13 protein-coding genes are annotated in these 20,201 nt (G+C 46.7%); 1 reads left to right on the top strand and 12 read right to left on the bottom strand.

Annotation, left to right across the window (positions count from 1 at the left end; all coding sequences use genetic code 11):
* Window positions 1-3: 3 nt before the first annotated feature.
* From R3289_RS03455 to murQ, 7 genes are all read right to left on the bottom strand, one after another.
* Window positions 4-585 (bottom strand): PadR family transcriptional regulator, encoded by a 582-nt coding sequence (locus tag R3289_RS03455; RefSeq protein ID WP_318924099.1) that lies wholly within the window; start codon window positions 583-585, stop codon window positions 4-6.
* A gap of 388 nt (window positions 586-973) precedes the next feature.
* Window positions 974-3,934: a cache domain-containing protein gene (locus tag R3289_RS03450; protein WP_413466662.1), complete on the bottom strand. Its 2,961-nt coding sequence runs from the start codon at window positions 3,932-3,934 to the stop codon at window positions 974-976.
* A gap of 154 nt (window positions 3,935-4,088) precedes the next feature.
* Entirely contained in the window at window positions 4,089-4,820 is a 732-nt protein-coding gene (torR, locus tag R3289_RS03445; protein ID WP_318924097.1) for a two-component system response regulator TorR, read from the bottom strand.
* 318 nt (window positions 4,821-5,138) lie between these two features.
* Window positions 5,139-6,062, bottom strand: coding sequence for an aminoimidazole riboside kinase (locus R3289_RS03440; RefSeq protein ID WP_318924096.1), 924 nt, complete (start codon window positions 6,060-6,062; stop codon window positions 5,139-5,141).
* 196 nt (window positions 6,063-6,258) lie between these two features.
* Window positions 6,259-7,173 carry a DUF808 domain-containing protein gene (locus tag R3289_RS03435; protein WP_318924095.1) on the bottom strand — a complete coding sequence of 305 codons (915 nt, stop codon included), beginning with the start codon at window positions 7,171-7,173 and terminating at the stop codon, window positions 6,259-6,261.
* 93 nt (window positions 7,174-7,266) lie between these two features.
* Entirely contained in the window at window positions 7,267-8,424 is a 1,158-nt protein-coding gene (locus tag R3289_RS03430; protein ID WP_318924094.1) for a YcbX family protein, read from the bottom strand.
* Window positions 8,425-8,547: 123 nt separating this feature from the next.
* Window positions 8,548-9,462 carry an N-acetylmuramic acid 6-phosphate etherase gene (gene murQ / locus R3289_RS03425; RefSeq protein ID WP_318924093.1) on the bottom strand — a complete coding sequence of 305 codons (915 nt, stop codon included), beginning with the start codon at window positions 9,460-9,462 and terminating at the stop codon, window positions 8,548-8,550.
* A 369-nt stretch (window positions 9,463-9,831) separates the two neighbouring features.
* Between murQ and R3289_RS03420 the strand changes: the two genes are divergently transcribed.
* Window positions 9,832-11,664: an ABC transporter ATP-binding protein gene (locus R3289_RS03420; RefSeq protein WP_318924092.1), complete on the top strand. Its 1,833-nt coding sequence runs from the start codon at window positions 9,832-9,834 to the stop codon at window positions 11,662-11,664.
* Window positions 11,665-11,761: 97 nt separating this feature from the next.
* Here R3289_RS03420 and R3289_RS03415 read toward each other — a convergent pair whose 3' ends face one another.
* The 5 genes from R3289_RS03415 to prpC form a co-directional block, all read right to left on the bottom strand.
* The gene (locus R3289_RS03415) at window positions 11,762-13,048 is read right to left on the bottom strand and encodes a serine dehydratase subunit alpha family protein (RefSeq protein ID WP_318924091.1); all 1,287 of its coding nucleotides are present in this window, start codon (window positions 13,046-13,048) and stop codon (window positions 11,762-11,764) included.
* Window positions 13,049-13,392: 344 nt separating this feature from the next.
* Window positions 13,393-15,915 (bottom strand): EAL domain-containing protein, encoded by a 2,523-nt coding sequence (locus R3289_RS03410; RefSeq protein WP_318924090.1) that lies wholly within the window; start codon window positions 15,913-15,915, stop codon window positions 13,393-13,395.
* Between the two features lie 15 nt (window positions 15,916-15,930).
* The gene (locus tag R3289_RS03405) at window positions 15,931-16,884 is read right to left on the bottom strand and encodes a phosphate/phosphite/phosphonate ABC transporter substrate-binding protein (RefSeq protein ID WP_318924089.1); all 954 of its coding nucleotides are present in this window, start codon (window positions 16,882-16,884) and stop codon (window positions 15,931-15,933) included.
* 378 nt (window positions 16,885-17,262) lie between these two features.
* Window positions 17,263-18,714 carry a bifunctional 2-methylcitrate dehydratase/aconitate hydratase gene (locus R3289_RS03400; RefSeq protein WP_318924088.1) on the bottom strand — a complete coding sequence of 484 codons (1,452 nt, stop codon included), beginning with the start codon at window positions 18,712-18,714 and terminating at the stop codon, window positions 17,263-17,265.
* 87 nt (window positions 18,715-18,801) lie between these two features.
* Window positions 18,802-19,971: a 2-methylcitrate synthase gene (gene prpC / locus R3289_RS03395; protein ID WP_318924087.1), complete on the bottom strand. Its 1,170-nt coding sequence runs from the start codon at window positions 19,969-19,971 to the stop codon at window positions 18,802-18,804.
* Window positions 19,972-20,201 lie beyond the last annotated feature (230 nt).

Here is a 20,201-nt window from a genome sequence, read left to right as displayed (position 1 = left end):
AACCTATCCACAAAGAAGGACTTCTCCCGCACCGCTGGTTCCAGAACCGTCGATGGCTTTAAGCTCAATGAGGACTTCTTCTGCCCAGTTAATCCACGCTTGGCGGTTATGCATACCGCGCCGCAGAGTCAGGCGATCAAGACGAGACTGGCGATCCATCTCTTTGTAATTTGCAAAGTGGCTTTTTTCCAGTTCATCATAGTTGTTCATTAACGAGTGAGACTCTTGAATGAGTGCCTCAAGCTGTTGTTGCAATGGTTCTGAATTATGAACACCACAAACCAGTAGTTTGGCCAAGAACTCATCGCGGATCTTTGGATTTTGAGCAGGCTGCTGGAACCATTCAAACAGAGCCTTGCGCCCCAGATCGGTAATGGAGTAGACCTTACGATCGGGTTTACCATTCTGCGGTTCGAGTCGGGCGATCGCCAAGTTGTTGTCGGCCATTTTATTCAATTCGCGATACACTTGTTGGTGGCTCGCTTTCCAGAAATAACCGATGCTGCGTGAGAATTCTTTGGTAATATCGTAACCGGTTGCGTCGCGATTGCTCAGCACAGTTAAAATTACATGTGGTAGTGACATCTCTTCTATTCCTCTAAAAAATACAACAGAAGTACTTCTTGTCTCAGAAGTTTCTTTCAGCCTATGCAACAGGTAAAGTGCAATCAGTTGATGTACAAATCATGCATTTATTTTGGGAACAAGTATTAAAGAAATGCGTAAAATTATGAACAGACTGTCCTTCCCTGCGTTGTCGCGCCTGATCTAACTAATAAATATCAAAGATTTAGATACAATCCAGTCCGTTTTAGTAAGGCGAAAGAGATGTTTAATTATGAGAGGTGTTTTGAAAGTACGGACGAAATCAGGACAAGCAAGCGATATGAGGAGGAGACAAAAAAGAGAAACCAGTAAACAAGGGGCAATGCCGAAACATTCTGATGTTTAATGGCATGCCCTTGTTTTTGCCTTAAAATTCTTCTTTCAGTCTGTCGATAGAAGGATGATAGATAGCAAGTAAGGCTACTGACAATGCAGTTAACTCCTGAGCATCAGCACCTTGCTTACAAGCTATTTCCAGCTCCTCGCAGGCTTTACTCAGGGCGATTAGACCGATGGCTCCGGCGGAGCTTTTTAGGCTGTGAACTGTCATCTCAAGTTTTCGGGCGGAGCTCTCTGTTTTTATCTCTTTGATCAGCGCGGCCGAGCGTTCGTAAAACATCGCCACTATTTCGTGTACTAGCCCATCTCCAAGGATCTGTCTGTCCTTTTCCAACACCGAGTGGTCAAAAAGAGTGACGGCAGGTTCTTTTTTATCCATGTCCTGCTCTATATCCCTAACTGCATCGAACTTTCCGGGTTGGCTGTTATAGACATTAGCGATGACAGTCTGCATTCGCTTAAACTGTACCGGTTTACCTAAAAAACCATCGAGGCCGGCCTCGAGATATGATTCAATGTCTTGCCGGAAAACATGGGCAGAGAAGGCGATAGTGGGGATATAGCGATTCGCTTTCTCTCTTAATCTAGCCGTCAGCGTAACACCGTCAGTATCCGGTAGATGAATATCCATTAAGATGATGTCGACATGATGGTTATCTATTGCGCGTTGTGCCATTTCTCCTGTCATGGCGACAAAAACCTTATGACCAAGCTTGTCCAGGAATCCTTTCGCGACCAGGACATTCGTTTCATTATCTTCTACCAGTAAAATATTCAGTGGCGGAACGGTAAGGGAAACATTTTCTTCAGTGGATATCAGTTCATCTTTCTCCCCGGCATTCAACGGCAGAGTGAGAATAAACCGGCTACCGATATCGGGCTCACTGTATACGGTTAACTCCCCGCCAAGCATCTCAGCGAATCGCTTACTGATAGGCAAGCCTAATCCGGTACCGCGCTCTGATTGAGTCGCCTGTTCAAATGGCTCAAAAATAACGGCCTGTTTTGCTTCAGGAATGCCTTTGCCAGAATCTAACACCTCGAATGTGAGCAAAAAACACTCTGCCGCCAGTTGCTCGCTGAGTTGCACTCGGATTGTGACGCTTCCCATATTGGTAAATTTAATCGCGTTACCAACCAAATTAGTGAGAATTTGAATGATCTTGTTGACGTCGCCATACAAATAGTTGGGAACATCGTTTGCGATGGCGTAGGTGAGTGTGATGTTCTTTTCTTTGGCTCTGGCTTTAAGCATGTTGACAACATTGGCCACAATCGACTTGGTGTGAAAATTTGTTTTATTTATATTAAAATACCCAGCTTCGATTTTAGAATAATCCAGAACATTATTGAGTACCCCCATCAAAATTTCGCCTGATGACGTAATGGTTTTAGTGTAGTGTTTTTGTGCGCTGTCCAAAGCTGTATCATCAAGGAGGTGAAGTGTTCCCATTATCCCGTTCATCGGGGTACGGATCTCATGGCTCATGTGGGCAAGGAAAGTCGATTTGGCTTTGTTAGCCTGTTCCGCTTGTTCTCGTGCTTTTGCATGCTTGGCGACTTCACTGTTGAGTGCGTTATTAGCCTCGGTAAGCTGCATAGTACGTTCATCTACCAGTTTTTGCAGTTCATTCTGGTGCTCCCGCAGGGCCACAGCATTTTTCTTAAATACCGATATTGCATCCGCGAGGTGGCCAATCTCGTCACTCTCTCCCTGCGGAATATCGACGGAGAGATCACCTGCCGCCAGTTTTCTTATTACGGCCGTCATACTGCCAGGAGCCTCAAACACATCATCTGTTGCCAACAGTACTTGGTCATTGGCTTTTGGAGTGTTTGCGGCCGCTTCGGAAGCGTGCTTAATACCGTCAGTAATATCTGCAGAGGCTTGCGAGATTTCCAAGGTCATCGATTGCAGGTAAATAATAAAGTTGTTTACCGAATTGCCAATATCACCCAACTCATCATGCGACGTAATATCAATTCTCGAGGTTAAATCTGCTTCGCCGGTCGATAAGGTATCAATGCGCTCTTTGAGAACCACTAATCCTTTAACGATCTTATTGATCGACCAGGCTGCAACCAGCAGCGCAATAATCAGCAGTACCGCGGCAGTAGCAATGCTCATGTATACTCTGTCATTGAAAATGTCTGCCGTTGCGCTCGTCAGCCCATCCTGAATGTTAGTGATATCGCTCTCATACGTTCCCGTAGCTATGGTCCAGCCCCATTCGGGAAAAATATTTCGGGCATAGGCAATTTTGCTCTCTGTTTGTTTGGAGGTCGGATTTTCGTAAGCAATTTTAACAAAGACTTCGGATTGGCCTTGTATTCTGGCGGCAATTCTTGATGTCGTTGATGGAATGACAGTGCCGATAATTTCAGTCTTGGGATGCGCCAGAACTTTACCGTTCTTATCTTGTACCCAAAAGTAGCCATTTTGGCCGTATTTTGATGAACTGATGGTCTTAAGAGCGGCCTCAAGTTCATCTTGCCTTAGCGTACTGATGTACTCACCCGTCGCAATTACCAGGTTTAACGGTTCGAAGTAAAACGAGGCCGTTAGTTTTTCTTCGATTTTTTGGGTTACCGGGTTTAAAAAATGATAGCTGCTAAAACCAATCGCATTGGCTTTGGCTTCGCTGACAATATTTCTGGCGTAATAATTACCATTGGTATCTTTTTTATCATAAGCACTGGTACCGATAATACCGGCGTTGATTCCGTTTGCCTTGTTCACTATCGAGGCTGCATCATAGGCAAAAATATAGCGGCCATTGTCCCAGCGGTATTCATTGATAAATGCGTGAATGCTGGTTTCGGCATCGGCCGCAGAAGCACTGTTGTAATAAATATTGTCTATGGTATCTCTGAACGTAGTAATATCAGTCGCTAATTCTGCCTTGATATTACCCAGCTTCGAATTTTCGTAATAATAGGAAAGCGAGCGGGTAACGGTATCAACCTGGCCCTTTAAATTATCATTCAATAACTTAGCAACCTTAACACTTACATTGTTTTTTTCCGCCTCTAGAACATATTTTTCCGTATGCATAAGGTTTGTGATAAAAAAAACACTCATTGTCAGCAATGAGGCGCACATAATGAGTGAAAGCTTGGCTTTGATTGTGATATTCACGGATCTAAACGACCTCTGGCGCAAAAAGGTACCCTTCACCGTGTACGGTGATAAAAATCTTGGGGTTTTTAATGCTTTCCTCCATTTTGTTTCTCAACCGGCGGATCAAAACGTCAATGGTACGATCGCTCGGAGCATCAACCCGATGAGAAATCAGATTTAGAAGCCGGTCTCGACCCAACACCCTGCATGGGTGGGTAATGAAAGCGACCAGCAACTCATATTCTGCTTTGGTTAGCTTAACCATATCGTTGCCCTTTGACAGCTGACGCTGAGCAACATCAAATTCAAAGTCCAGAAAACGGAATCTGCTATCATCCTTTTCCAGTTGCGACCAGGCTGCCTCTGCCTGTTCCAAAGCATCACGGGTAAGCTGGATACGCCATAACAAGTTTTTAGCACGTACCAGCAGCTCTCTCGGTTCTACCGGTTTGGTGACATAGTCATCTGCGCCCATTTCAAGACCTAAAATCCGATCGATGGGGTCAGTTCGGCCTGTGACCATGATGATGGCGATGTCAGATATGTTCCTCACGTCACGGGTAAGCTGTATTCCATCTTCTCCTGGTAAGTTAATATCCAACAGGATCAAGTCAATTTTCTCGCAGTTAAGGATCGCTTTCATCCCAACCCCACTATCAGCCTCGAAGACGGTATAACCCGCTTGGGCGAAGTGGCCCTTAATCTTCATCCTAATAATAGGATCGTCTTCAACAATCAAAATTTTGTAAGTCATAGGTTCTCAGTATTCAGTCATGCTGTGTTGCTGGATAATCTTCCCAGAATGCGTTGTCTTTCGCTTGCCGTCGGCGTCTGTTTATTATTATGCCAATACATAATAAACCTTTCGCAGACTATTCCTATTTCTGCACGCTGAATTGAGAGATTGTGACAATTTTATGACGATTTTCGGTGGATCCCTAACCTTCAATATATTGCATGTAAAATAATTGTTTATCAGAGGCTGGTTCGTAATACACGGGCAAACCAGAAAGGCAAGCTTTTCGCTTGCCTTTATATACTGGGTAATACCAATCGATATAATTACAAATAACTAAGCCAAATAGCCAGCTAACTGCTCCGCTGTCGGTAATGCCGTCATCGCACCTTTAGCGGTGGTTGCCAGTGCACCGCACCCATTGGCTTTTTGAATCACAGCCAGTACGTTTTCAGGTAATTGCCAGTCATCACTCATCACTAAACCCGCCAACAAGCCGCCGACAAAAGCATCTCCGGCCCCTGTTGTATCGACTGGGCTGACGGCTTTACCAGTGATCAATTGCTGTTCCTGCCCCTGAACAACTAACGCCCCTTTTTTACCCTGAGTCACAATCACCAAAGGCAACACGTAATTATCTTTCAGCCAGATAAGAGCTGTGGATAAGTCGTCTTGTTCACTCAAAAATAACAACTCATCATCAGAGAATTTCACGACATCAGCCATGGCAACTGCTTCCAGTACAACAGGCTTGAGCTCTGCAGGAGCCCCCCATACTTCTTCACGAAGGTTAGGGTCAAATGAAACAAAACCACCCGCAGCTTTAATCGCAGCCATAGCAGCTAACGTCGTGGAGCGGGATGGCTCATTCGCCAGTGCAATTGAACACGCATGCAGCCATTCACCTTTGCTGAAGCTCGGTACATCTTGTGGCTGAAGGAACTGGTCCGCACTCGGCTTCACCATAAAAGTAAAGCTGCGTTCTCCCTGATCGTCCAAGTCCACAATAACGGTCGATGTACGCTGAGTTTCATCTAACTGCATGTATTGGGTATCAACACCTTCATCAGCCAGCACTTGCTTCATAAAGCGGCCCAACGGATCGTTACCAACACGACCAAAGAAAGCACTGTCGCCACCAAGACGAGAAATAGCAACCGCCACGTTCGCTGGCGCCCCGCCAGGACATTTTTGGTAATGTGTTTCATCATCAGGAATAAGATCTACCACTGCATCACCAGTTACCCACACACGAACCATTTTATGTCTCCAGAAAAATCATTTAATTAATTATTGATCATTATTGCTAAAGCGGTTTAGCTGGGCAATAAAAAATTAGTATTGCCTGAGATAATGTGTGACTACAACAGCAGGACTGTTATCAGGATTTGCTATTTATTATGGCTTGCAAGAATGTTTGTCGCTAAAAAATGCCAGTTAGCATTGCTGACTGGCATTAATACCGGAGGGCGTGCTTTGCCAGCGACACCCCGGCGAGTACTAAAGCACCTGCGACCAAGCCAACAATCACGTTAAGTACTCCGGAAATAATGGAAGAGGATCCCGGTATATTAGCCACTGATTCAGTCAGGAGATCAATTATAATGTGAGAGTTCGGAATACTGTGAACCACAATACCCCCGCCGACCAGGAACATAGCAATCGTGCCGATCACTGCCAGTGACTTCATCAGATAAGGAGCAACACCGACCAGACCGTTGCCAACACTGCGTTTCAGGGTATTTTCTTCACTTTTCTGCACCAGATACAAACCTGCATCGTCAAGTTTCACGATACCTGCCACCAGGCCATACACCCCAGCCGTCATGACAACGGCAATCAAACTGACGACCAGAGCCTGAGTCGCCAGTGGTTGGTTTTGTACGGTTCCCAACGCGATTACAATGATCTCGGCTGAAAGAATAAAGTCAGTGCGGACCGCCCCTTTAACCTTCTCTTTTTCAAACTCTCCAATATTCATCTCAGCGTGTGCCAGTTGCTCACGCTGATTATGCTCTGCTTCAGTTTCATTGCCGTGTAAGAATTTATGGGCAATCTTCTCGAATCCTTCAAAACAGAGAAACAATCCGCCCAACAACAACATCGGAGTTATTAACCATGGTACAACGACACTGATCAACAGAGCCGCTGGCACCAGTATCAGCTTATTCTTAAACGAGCCTTTAGCCACCGCCCAGACAACCGGGAGCTCACGATCTGCCCGCACACCCGACACTTGCTGGGCATTTAAAGCCAGATCATCCCCTAATACACCCGCGGTTTTACGTGCGGCGACCTTCGTCATTAAAGCAACGTCATCTAACACTGTTGCAATATCATCAAGTAGTGTTAGTAAACTTGCACCTGCCACAAGATACTCCCTTTAAGATGAAGGAACTCGGTTCCTAATAAATAGCAAATACCGTCTTCTTTATATTGTAGCGATTGAATAAGGCTTACATTATCAGCTTCTCAGTTCCACATCCGTTTGGGGCACGCAGCAACACGCCAGAACCATGCCATTATCCTTATCTCCCGGCAGTAAAGCGGGCACATCGGGTTGATCGACTTTGCCGGATTCCAGTGTGATTTTACACGCGCCGCATAAACCGGCACGGCAACTGTTGGCTAACATCAGGCCGACATTTTCAGCTTGCTCCAATAATGGCTGCTGGTTATTCCCCTGAAACTGGTTGCCATCAATACTGATCGTGACGTTTTTTGTCTCGTTACTTACAGCACCTGATTCATCAGCGGCAAGCTGAAAATTCTGTTCGCTATTCTCGGGATAGATCTCTTTCGGTTTTGTTTCCAGCACTTCAACAGTATCACCCTCGCGGATGATCCCTTCATTGAGTGCAACCAGATTCTGACCGAAATAAACATTACCAGAATGATCCGCACGGAATCTCGATAAGGTCGCAAGCGGCTCTTTCAAGGCATCAAACTCCGCGGTTTTCGGATTGACCGTCGTCAATATGCAGCGGGCACACGGTTTGACTGCGGAAAATTCCACGTCACCGATACGGATCCGCTTCCAGCTGTCTTCGGCAAAGGCCTCTGTACCTGATACGACAAGATTGGTACGGAACTGATCCATCGTATGATGCTGGCTGCTGCGATCGTTAAGAGCCTCTAATGAGGCTTCGCTGATCACCAATAACGGATAGCCGTCGGCAAAACTGACATTCTGCTGGATTTTTGCTCGCACCCGGTTCGACTGTTCACCGGTATAAAGCAGCCGGACATCAACACCGATAATATGAGAGAACCAGGCATCTGCTCTCGATGAAGTGGTATAGGCGATGAACTGATCGTTCCAGACCTGAGCATTGGTTTCGGCCATGGTGAAATTCGCATACTTCAGCACCAATGGAGACATTCCCGGATAGCTGAGTGTAATACCATGAGACTGCAACGTGGCGGTTACCTTGACCATTTGGGAATATTTGCGGGCAGTGATCATACTGCCGTCTTTCCGGGACACCATAAAACGGCGATCAAAGCAGAGTCCCTGCTTTTCAACCCAAGCTTGCGACAGGCTCAATCCCCCGATGGATTTCACCGGAAACACACTGATCTTGGAGAGAATTGGGAGTTGAGATAAGACTGGCTCATGCATGTTATATCCTTATATTGACAATGATCAGCTAGAGGTACTCTATCGATCTGAACAAATTGCAATCATGAAAACAGATTGGAAACAGGTACCGGTATCACCTGCCGGGGTTGCTTCTGTGATACCTTATTTATGCTTATCTGCCGCACCAACAGCCAGACGTGTAAAGCCGTCGCTATTTTGCAGAAGTTGCTGTGCTTCTTTTGCATTAAGGCTGGCAAGGATCATCACGATGGCTGTTTTGCAGTGACCACCACATGATTGCAGCGCCGCTTCTGCGTCTTCACGTGGACACTCTGTTGCCGCCACCACAATATTCTTCTGACGTTCAACCAATTTGGCATTGGTCGCTTCCACATCAACCATCAAGTTTCCGTAGATCTTGCCAGTACGGATCATCGCCCCGGTGGTCAGCATATTCAGAACCAACTTCTGTGCTGTGCCGGCTTTCATACGAGAAGATCCCGTTACCACTTCAGGGCCGACTACCGGGGTGATACAGATCTCGGCCGCCTCAGTCATCGGGCTTTGCGGGTTGCAACTGATACAGGCAACCGTTGCACCAACCGATTTAGCATAGGCCATTGCACCTAACACATACGGGGTACGCCCGCTTGCCGCGATCCCCACCAATACATCTTTCCGGTTAACGTTGAGCGCTTTCAGATCCTCGGCGCCCAACTCGCGGTTATCTTCTGCGTTTTCGACCGCACTGAAGATCGCTTGGTGCCCTCCCGCAATCAAACCAACGACCTGATCAGGTTTCGTACCATACGTTGGCGGGCACTCACTTGCATCCAGAATACCAAGACGGCCGGAAGTGCCCGCCCCGGCATAGATTAGACGGCCACCTTGCTGAAAGGCAACAGCAATGGCATCGACAACTTTAGCCACTTGCGGCAATGTCTGCTCAACGGCAAGAGCAACTTTTTTATCTTCATCGTTGATCACTTTCAGCATATCCAGCGTCGATAACGTATCAATGTGCTGGCTGGCTTCGTTCCGGCTCTCTGTGATCATCGTGGATAAATCAATTTTCATCACTTTCCCCACTAACAAATATTTTGAGCAATATCTCATAAATAAGATAACGTTTTCAAATTGTTCCCACAAAGGGGATCATTCCCCCCTCCTCTCATCATTGCGATGAGCTTGGTAGCATAAACCGGAATGAACATATGCTATTAACCTACTTGCTATATTCAGACGATATAAACGGCTTCATTACTTAGGATATATAAAAAAGAGCAATCATAATAAAGTCAGATATCCCCTTTCATCACAAGCCTTTACCTTTAGTTATGCGCATTAGATAATTAGTACAGCACTATCTGTTGTACCAGACTGACGCTCAAAAACGACTAAATGAATCAGTTTGGAAAAATACGCCTCTACTCGGAAACACCATTTATGTTGAAATTTTTTGAAAGACTGACATCAGCTTTCCCCCCTCAAGAGCCCGATCAGCCGCCCGAAGGCCTGTTGGATTTCTGCCGTCATTATACCCGCGGATTTGAGCTGCCGTTGTTTGCGATGTCACTACTCAGTGCGCTGATAGCGATAATTGAAGTCTCGCTTTTCGGTTTCATGGGGCAACTTGTCGACTGGCTGAGCAACCATAACCCCGACACATTCCTTGCCGAAGAAGGCGGCAAATTGATGGGCATGGGGCTTATCGTCCTCATTGTTGTCCCATTACTGGTGTTGCTGCATTCATTACTGATGCACCAGACCTTGCTGGGTAACTATCCGATGTCAATCCGCTGGCTGGCACACCGCTACCTGCTTAAACAGAGTGTCTCTTTTTACCAGAACGACTTTGCCGGCCGCATTGCCACCAAAGTGATGCAGACGTCGTTATCTGTCCGCGAAACGGTAATGAAACTGCTGGATGTACTGGTCTACATTACAGTCTACTTCACCTCGATGCTTGTCATGATTGCGCAAGCTGATTACCGCTTAATGTTGCCAATGCTGATCTGGTTAGCGGCTTATATTGGCATTCAGTTGCTATTCGTTCCCAAGCTGAAAGCCGTTTCGACCGAGCAGGCCGATGCCCGTTCATTGATGACGGGCCGTATTGTCGACAGTTATACCAATATCGCGACCGTCAAGCTGTTCTCTCACACTGACCGGGAAACTGAATATGCCGAGCAAGGGATGAACGGCTTCCTTGATACGGTTCACCGCCAAATGCGCCTGGTAACGGGGATTAACATCAGTGTAGAAATTATCAACTATGCATTGGTCTTTGCTATTGCTGCCCTTTCTATCTGGCTATGGACCGGTTCCGCTATCACCATCGGTGCGATTGCGGTCGCTGTCAGCCTGGCCTTACGTATCAACGGAATGTCAAAATGGATCATGTGGGAAATCGGCGGCCTGTTTGAGAATATCGGTACGGTCATTGACGGTATGCGTACCCTGTCAAAACCTGTCGATATCGTCGACAAACCCAATGCTCCGGCACTGACAGTACAATCTGGCGGAATACAGTTTGATAACGTCAGCTTCCACTATGGCGAAAAGAGCGGCGTTATCGAAAAGCTGAACCTGAATATCAAGCCAGGTGAAAAGGTAGGACTGGTAGGTCGATCGGGGGCAGGTAAATCAACAATGGTTAACCTGTTAATGCGTTTCCACGATGTGGAATCGGGGACTATCAGTATTGATGATCAAAACATCGCTGATGTGACTCAGGATTCGCTGCGCGGGCAGATTGGAATGGTGACCCAAGACACCTCACTGCTGCACCGTTCAATCCGTGAAAACATCTTGTATGGCAATCCTGATGCCAGCGAAGAACAATTACTGGCCGCTACCCGACAAGCGCATGCTCATGAGTTTATCACTACGTTGTCCGACCCTTATGGCAACACTGGCTACGATGCCCAGGTTGGCGAGCGCGGCGTCAAACTCTCCGGTGGTCAGCGCCAGCGTATCGCTATTTCGCGGGTATTGCTGAAGAATGCCCCTATTTTGCTATTGGATGAGGCAACCTCAGCACTGGATTCAGAAGTGGAAGCCGCTATTCAGGAGAGCCTGTACGAATTAATGGTGGGAAAAACGGTTATTGCGATTGCTCACCGGTTATCAACCATTGCCGCCATGGATCGCCTGATTGTTCTCGATAAAGGAGAGATTGTCGAACAGGGAACGCATCAGGAATTAATCAACAAGAATGGCATCTACGCTCAGCTCTGGGCGCATCAGACAGGCGGTTTCATTGGTAGTGATGTCTGATTAGTAACTAATTAACTCAACAACAATCAACTGAATCAAAAGGCTCCGACATACCGGAGCCTTTTAAATTGGCCACAGATACAAGGTAAAGACACTTTTATTTATGTACCATGATATCTAAGATCTGTACGTCGGTTTGAGTCATTGAGCCGTTGGCTAACGCGGAAAGATTACGAATCGAGGTATCAACATCGTCTGCCACTATCCCTTCATTCCCTGTTACCCGGATACCATCGAGCGCCATCAATGCGGCTTTTACAGCAGCACCGGCCGATGACGAGACCTTCATGGCACAACTGGCTTTGGCTCCATCACAGATAATACCAGCAATATCACCAATCATACTGCAGATAGCATTACTGACTTTGTCAAAATCACCGCCAAGCAACCAGGTCATCCCAGCCACCGCTCCCATCGATGCGGTGGTCGCACCGCATAGTGCTGAAAGTTTGTTTTGATGGCTTTTAATATAAATAGCCATTAAATGGGATAACATTAATGCGCGGATCGTTTTCTCTTGATCGGCGTTCAGGAAATCAGCGACCACAACCACAGGCATTGTTGCCGCAATGCCCTGGTTACCCGAACCTGAATTGCTCATCGCCGGTTTCATGGCACCATCCATGCGAGCATCGGATGCGGCCGACGTACGGCGAAGCACATCGGTAAGCAAGCCACCAGATAATAACCCCCGGTCAACATTGCGCTGGAACGTGGCACCAATTTGTAGGCCATATTTACCCGCTAATCCCTCAACAGATAATGCGTCATTGAGTTCATAAGCTTGCTCAATAAAACGAAGATCCTCTAGTGGCGCATGCAGTGCAAAATCGTAAATATCTTCCGCCAGTGCTTCTGTAAACGGGTTAACAGACTTATTGTTTGCATCTGTTGTAACAGCTTCCGCGATATACGTTGTAATGCCATTTTCTTCAATAGCCACAACACGGGTATGGCTGTCAGCAATAGTGACCGAGACAAATTCAGCACCGCTCTTGACGGTCACTTTTGCATACAAAATATTGCTGACACCAGCAACGCCAACCGAGACACAATCAGCATCAATCAGTGCCTTCGCCTCAGACACATCTTGAGGCGTAATATGTTTAAGCACTTCCAGATTCGCTTTTGCATCACCAGCCAATGCACCAACCGCCGCAGCAATAGGCAATCCCACCATTCCGGTACCGGGAACGCCGACACCCATACCGTTTTTCATCAGGTTTGGCGAAACTAACGCCGTGATTTTTTCGGGCTTGCCATTGAGCCTTTCCCTCGCAATTGCCGCAGCTAATGCAACCGAAACAGGCTCGGTACAGCCCAAAGCCGGAACAACTTCTCGCTTAACCACACTAATGAAACTATTCCAAAGATGCGTTTTCATTTTTTCACCTTAATGCGCACAAAGCTGAGGTGATTCACTGACCGCCCTCAACGGTTGCTTAACCTATATTTTTGCAAAGGGCAGCCCTTAGCTTTCTATGGCATTAATATACGGTGTCTTCAGAGGAAGATTTTCGCTTTATTTGCTATAAATAAAGCGAGTTATAGAAAAATTTTCTCCAATATAGATACTTGATAGGTGGATTGTTACAGGGATCACAGTTTATGCATTTCACCTCGCTCACTTTTTACCCACTATCGATACAGGGCAAGCGCTAATAAGGAAAGAACGCCCCACTGAAAAAACCAAATAACTGAACGCTTTAAAACTACTTTGATGAAGTATTAGTCTGTCTGGTCAATCGATGGCAAAACAAGGTTTTGCTTATTCAGCAGCTCAGTAAACTCTTCAGGTAGTAAAGGATGGCTAAAATAATAACCTTGTAACTCATCGCAATATTTATCGACTAAATACGCCATCTGCAGTTTAGTCTCAACACCTTCTGCGATGACCTTAAGTCCTAAGCTGTGAGCCATGGCAATAATGGCTAAGACAATGGCACAGTCATCACCATTCTGGGGAATATCACTGACGAATGCTCGGTCAATTTTAAGTCGATCGATAGGAAAACGTTTGAGATAACTCAGATTGGAATAGCCCGTACCAAAATCATCAATGGCTAAATCGACTCCCATATATTTGATTTTTCGCATACATTCAATCGCATGTTCAACATTACGAAACAACATACTTTCGGTGATTTCCAATTCCAGATAATGAGGAGCCAGGCCTGTTTCCTGCAAAATATCCGCGATCATCCTGGCTAAATTAGCTTGCTCAAATTGCCGGGCTGAGAGGTTGACGGCTATGCGCATGGCTGGATACCCCAATTGCTGCCACTTTTTAGCCTGCTTGCAGGCCGTTCTAAGCACCCATTCACCGATGGGAATAATCAACCCGGCCTGCTCAGCGATGGGAATAAAAGTCTCAGGCGGTATGCTTCCCATAATGGGGTGATTCCAACGCAGCAGAGCTTCGGATCCGACGATTGTATTCGTGCTCGGACTAACCTGTGGTTGATAAACCAACTGGAATTCATTATTAGCCAATGCACTGTGTAATGACTGCTCTATGGCCAGGTGATTGAGATCACCTATACCCATTGCAGCATTATAAAATTGATAACACCCTTTACCATTGTGTTTGGCTTTGTGCAAAGCTGTATCGGCAAACTTAAACAGGTTTTCTATATCAGTACCATCATTGGGAAAAAGCGCAATACCGATACTACAGCTAATAGAAATGCTGTAACCCGTAAGCTGGAAAGGCTCTGCCAGCGCCTTTAGCAGTCGCTTGGCAATAAGCGATGGAATTTCAGAGTGACACAGATGGGGAAGAAGAATGGTAAATTCATCTCCGCCCAGCCGAGCCGTGATCAAATCTTCATCCAGAGAGGATCTGCCACCGATATTGGACAAGCGCAAAGTCCCGCTCAGGCGCTGACCTACCGCTTTTAGCAACATATCGCCGACGGCGTGCCCCAATGTGTCATTGATGCGCTTAAAGTTATCCAGATCAAGAAAAAGTACCGCAGCTAAAGACTGATCGTTCTGGGCTTTTAGCAGTGCTTGCTCTGCCAGGATCTTGAAGTGGTAGCGGTTTGATAACCCGGTGAGGCCATCGGTTTCTGCCAGTCGGCGGATCTCAGCCTCAGCCTGCTTTAGTTTTGTAATATCATGAAAAACATAGAGCGTTTCACCGCGAAATCCATTCAAAGAACCTAATTGGGTTACCGAAAATAAGACCTGTTTATGGCCGTTATTCCCCCTCAGAATCAAACCTAATTGACTCATAATTGCACCATCGCGCTCTATCGTCTGAGTCAGAATATCTCTTTCACTTTCATTTAAATCGAGAAATTCCAATGGCTTCAGTTCCGACAATTCCGATTCCGTCACATCCAGCAAAGCGGTAACCGCCGGATTAACCATCCGGACTTTTCCTGATGCGTTCGTCACCATAACGGCATCTTGCATACTTTGCAGGACTTGATCCAACTGATCCCGGGTAATAATCGTCCTTTTCAGATCATCGACCATGGTGCGATAAGCCGTCGCCAAATCGCCAATTTCGTCATTACGATTAACGTCAATCTTCGCTTCATAGTCACCACGACCGACACGAAGCAGCTGCTTAGTCAAGTTAACAATCGGGGCACTCAGGCGCCGGGATAAAAACAGAGAAGCGAACAAAGACAACACGATAAAGACAGTACCCATTATTAACAGTGACTGCTGACTTTCACGCGTAATCGATTGCCCGTTAGTAAGAAGTACCGCTTTAAGGTTATCGAGCTGAGTGGCCAGTGATGTGAGGGGCAATGAGAAATAAATACCGCCAACGGCCTCGTCATACATCCGCACAGGGGCAAAAAAATGGATAGAATTAACATCATAATGAGAAATAAGCTTATCAGGTATGGCCTTTAGGTCAGAATGCAACGCCAGAATATTACTGCTGCTCAGTTTCACCTCTGACGTACCATCGTGCAAAACTGAACCGGTTTGATCATAAACATAAATTTGCGCAAGAGCATACTCGGCAGAGAGCGCATGGATGAACTCACCAATCGCGTCGACATCTTGCAATATTAGCGGGTTGGTAAGAGCACTGGCACTCATTGCTGCAAGCTGATGGCCACGTTGTTCATACTGATCGATAATAGCCAGACGTAATACACGCTCGCTTTCCAGCCTCATATTGTCAATGCCCTTATCTACCTGGTGACTAAGAATCACTGATATCATACTGAACATAAACAAGAGCAGCAGACTAATAACAATAAAGTACTGATAGCGAATACGCATAATAGCTCTCTTTAACTATAGTGGTAAGTCATGCTTTTTCAGTTGCTCATCAAATAATGCTAATTCGCCCTCTTCTAATAATTCATACCCGGTAACACCTCGGTAGCGTTTTAATTCTTTAACGTCTTCGGGATCATTGGCTACCGCGAGTAATACATTTTTAATTGCACGTTTGAGCGGCTCTGACAAATCACTTCGGACGGCCCAAACCGCCCGTGGGAATGGTTCCGTACGGTAGAATATACGGAGTTTTTGCTTGAGTCCCTCAGGGATATATTTAGGATCATTCCAGTCGCGACTGCTGATGGTTCCAGCCTGCACCCATTCAGAGGACACCCACTGAGCAATATTGACTTCTTTTTTCGCAAAGAGGTAGCCAATATGGGTTTGTTCCGGAGAGACTTCTCTGCTGTCTATCTCAACCAAAGGCAAGCCCTGGGATTCGAGTACCATCCGGGGAATAAAATACGAGGGGGTTGAGTGCAGAGTTTCGAAAGCGATTCTTTTTCCAAGCAGATCAGAAAGCTCGTTAATATCACTCGACTTACTGGTTACAAAGAGTGTCTGGTAATTTTTCATGCCATTACGCCACTCCTTAAACAACAACTCGGCACCCGCTTGCTCTTTAAGCACAAGGGCGGTGTACACAGCGGCAGGTACAATATCGACCTTGCCATCACGCACATACTCACTCATCTGCTGCTGACTTGTTGCAAAAACCACCTCCCAGTCAGATACGCCAGCCTGATTAAGACGTTTAACTAAAAAGTCTCCGAGGGTCTTGTATTTGGGGTAGTCTTTCCGCGGATTGACCGAGATGCGCCCCAGTTTCAGGACATAGCCCTTTGCAGGGGCAACAAAACCTGCTTGGTTAGTCTCAGTATCAGCCTGTACAGGCATGCCAATCAAGCACATCGTGATCACAATAGGCAGAGTACGAAAGATACAACGAAGCGAACCGATTTCCATTCCAGTCTCCTTTTATTAAGGTTGATCAATCATCGAAAAAGTCTAAGTGCTCGTGGCCCCATTTCAATTAAAGCCCCGAGTTACAAGTTATACGACGGCAAGAGATAAAATAACTAGACAGTTTAATCGTGTGCTGTTTACGATTAAGATTACCAAACCTCATTTATATACTAGTTCCAACATTTTGATTTTGACCAATATAAATTGAAAATAATCACTATAACTTCATATTCATCAATAGAACCATTAATGAGACTTCTGTCATTATGCCCAACAATATTGACACCCTAAAATACAACGTTGCAACAATAAAAAGTATTTCAAATAACCCCGATCAAACGAGGTTATACCCATTAGGCACAGGCAAGCGTGCCTTGCTTAGTTGATGACAAACAGATCCATAAACTCATTAACCGACGTAGCTTCAAGCTTGGCCTGATCGCAACACAAATCGACTATTTTCTGGCAGGTTTGCGCCGGGAATCGGGTCTGCAGGTTACGCTTGAATTTGCGTTCCAGCACCGGGATCCCTTCTTCACGGCGGCGACGGTGACCTATCGGATACTCCACCGCAACTTTTTCAGTAGCGGTGCCATCACTGAAAAACACCTGAATGGCATTGGCAATGGATCGCTTATCCGATTCCAGGTATTCCGCGCTGTAACGGGGATCTTCTTTTATGTCCATCTTGTTGCGCAGCACATCAATGCGGGCATCACTACGGTGGAAATCATCTTCATAATGCTCAGCAATTAAATCGCCGTGCAGCAGCGGAACCGCAATCATGTACTGCAGGCAGTGATCGCGATCGGCGGGGTTGGCCAGATCCCCCGATTTTGAAATGATCCGAATGGCCGATTCATGTGTCGTCACTTCAATGCGGTCGATCTCATCAATACGATCTTTGACTTGTTCATGCAGCTGAACCGCACACTCCACCGCGGTCTGCGCATGAAACTCCGCCGGGAATGAAATCTTGAACAAGACATTGTCCATAACATAGCTGCCAAATGACTGGTTGACTTTAAACTGATCGCCTTTGAACAGCACATCGTAATACCCCCATTGAGGTGCAGTCAGTACTGATGGCAGCCCCATCTCCCCTTTCATGGTGATCATTGCCAGGCGAACGGCACGGGAGGTGGCATCGCCTGCCGCCCACGATTTACGGGAACCGGCATTCGGAGCATGGCGATAGGTCCGCAATGAGCACCCATCGACCCATGCCTGAGACACCGCGTCGATGATCTGCTCTTTGCTGCCACCCAGCATTTTCGTCACCACTGCCGTTGAGGCAACGCGCACCAGCAACACATGGTCGAGTCCTACGCGGTTATAGCTGTTTTCCAGTGCCAGCACGCCCTGAATTTCATGAGCCTTGATCATTGCCGTCAGTACATCACGCATAGTGAGCGCCGCTTTGCCTTGAGATACGGCGACCCGGCTCAGGTAATCGGCGGTTGCCAGAATACCGCCGAGGTTGTCAGAGGGGTGGCCCCACTCAGCTGCCAGCCAGGTATCGTTGAAGTCAAGCCAGCGAATAATGCAGCCGATGTTGAAAGCCGCCATGACCGGATCGAGTTCATGGGAGGTTCCCGGAACGCGCGCCCCGTGACGTACCGTCGTTCCCGGCACAATCGGTCCGAGGTGCTTGGTACACTCAGGAAAACGCAGCGCTAACAAGCCGCAGCCTAAAGTATCGATCAAGCAGTTACGGGCGGTATCGTATACGTCTGGTGAATTGATTTCTGTATTGGCAACATAATCGGCAATTTGCACTAACAGTTCATCAGGTGCCGGACGTTCATTCATTTCGACATTCATGTTCATGGTTTACTTCCCTATTCATTATTCCCATTGGCTTATCTGATCGGTGGCCGGATATAGTCTGGCGATGATCATTGTTCAGAAAAGGCATTACTCGGCAGAGGTTCGCTGCTCTATCGGTAGCCAGTCCTGGTGATCTGGCCCTTGGTAATCGGCACTCGGTCGAATAATGCGATTATTTGCTCGTTGCTCAAACACATGGGCAGCCCAGCCGGTTACGCGACTCATGACAAACATGGGGGTAAATAATTTGGTTGGGATCCCCATAAAGTGATAAGCCGAGGCATGGAAAAAGTCCGCATTCGCAAACAAGTCTTTCTCTCGCTTCATCACCTGTTCGACACGTTCAGAGACCGCGAACAGATGCGTATCACCCACATCTTGCGCCAACTTGCGAGACCACTCTTTAATCAGCGCATTACGCGGATCGGATTGACGATAGATGGCATGGCCAAAGCCCATGATCTTGGCTTTGTTGGCCAGCATCTGCATGATCCCTGCTTCAGCCTCGTCTGCACTTTGCCACTGTTCAATCATTGCCATCGCAGCTTCGTTCGCACCGCCATGTAACGGGCCACGTAAGCTCCCGATGGCAGCGGTAATACAGGAGTGTATGTCCGATAACGTCGAGGCACATACCCTTGCTGTAAACGTCGAGGCATTAAACTCATGCTCGGCATATAGCACGAGTGAACAGTGCATGGCTTGCTTATGCAGCTCAGAGGGTGCTTTGTCCGTCAGCATTTCGAGAAAATACCCGCCAATGGTGTCCTGCACACTGCTTGCGGTATCGATGCGTACCCCATGATGGCTATATCGGTACCAGTAACAGATGATTGCCGGTAGCATTGCCAGCAGGGTATCGGCCTTTTCGCCCTGCTCGGAGAAGTCCATTTCCTGATCGAGATTACCCAGCATAGAGCAACCGGTTCGCATGACATCCATTGGATGAGCATCCGCCGGAATGACCTCTAATACCTGACACAAGGCCGACGGCAAGCCACGAATTCTTTTCAGTGCCCGCTTATAATGATCTAATTCACTTTGCGTCGGCAGTTTGCCTTTTAACAGTAAATACGCGATTTCTTCGAATTCAGCATGGTGCGCTAAATCCGTAATATCATAACCGCGGTAGGTTAACCCCGAGCCCGTTTTACCGACGGTACATAGCGCTGTTGACCCCGCGCTTTGACCGCGTAATCCGGCACTATTGGTGATTGCTTTGTCCTTATGGCTATCAACTACGGCTATTGCAGGCATAGCAGGCTCCTTTCATAGTTTCACATTATTGGATCACAGCCTTCATCTCGCTACTATCTCGTTTATCTCTAAATCGCAGGTATAAAGAGCTGTAATAGCTTCGTAATGAATAGCTACAAATTAATTGGATTAAATTAAATTTTTAGTCTTTCCGCATTCGCAGATATTTTTACTATTTTATTGTTCAGGTTATTTCGAGTTAAATAAGCTCTTATTCTATGACTCTAGCT

It is taken from the genome of Photobacterium sp. (genome assembly GCF_033720175.1).
In the GTDB taxonomy this organism is placed as follows: Bacteria; Pseudomonadota; Gammaproteobacteria; order Enterobacterales; family Vibrionaceae; genus Photobacterium.
This window is presented reverse-complemented; position numbering and strand designations above follow the sequence as displayed.

Coding starts and splice junctions, on each gene's coding strand:
- torR (WP_318924097.1), bottom strand. CDS start 4,820: ATGACTTACAAAATTTTGATTGTTGAAGACGATCCTATTATTAGGATG.
- R3289_RS03430 (WP_318924094.1), bottom strand. CDS start 8,424: ATGCATGAGCCAGTCTTATCTCAACTCCCAATTCTCTCCAAGATCAGT.
- prpC (WP_318924087.1), bottom strand. CDS start 19,971: ATGCCTGCAATAGCCGTAGTTGATAGCCATAAGGACAAAGCAATCACC.
- R3289_RS03455 (WP_318924099.1), bottom strand. CDS start 585: ATGTCACTACCACATGTAATTTTAACTGTGCTGAGCAATCGCGACGCA.
- R3289_RS03410 (WP_318924090.1), bottom strand. CDS start 15,915: ATGCGTATTCGCTATCAGTACTTTATTGTTATTAGTCTGCTGCTCTTG.
- R3289_RS03420 (WP_318924092.1), top strand. CDS start 9,832: ATGTTGAAATTTTTTGAAAGACTGACATCAGCTTTCCCCCCTCAAGAG.
- murQ (WP_318924093.1), bottom strand. CDS start 9,462: ATGAAAATTGATTTATCCACGATGATCACAGAGAGCCGGAACGAAGCC.
- R3289_RS03405 (WP_318924089.1), bottom strand. CDS start 16,884: ATGGAAATCGGTTCGCTTCGTTGTATCTTTCGTACTCTGCCTATTGTG.
- R3289_RS03440 (WP_318924096.1), bottom strand. CDS start 6,062: ATGGTTCGTGTGTGGGTAACTGGTGATGCAGTGGTAGATCTTATTCCT.
- R3289_RS03415 (WP_318924091.1), bottom strand. CDS start 13,048: ATGAAAACGCATCTTTGGAATAGTTTCATTAGTGTGGTTAAGCGAGAA.
- R3289_RS03400 (WP_318924088.1), bottom strand. CDS start 18,714: ATGAACATGAATGTCGAAATGAATGAACGTCCGGCACCTGATGAACTG.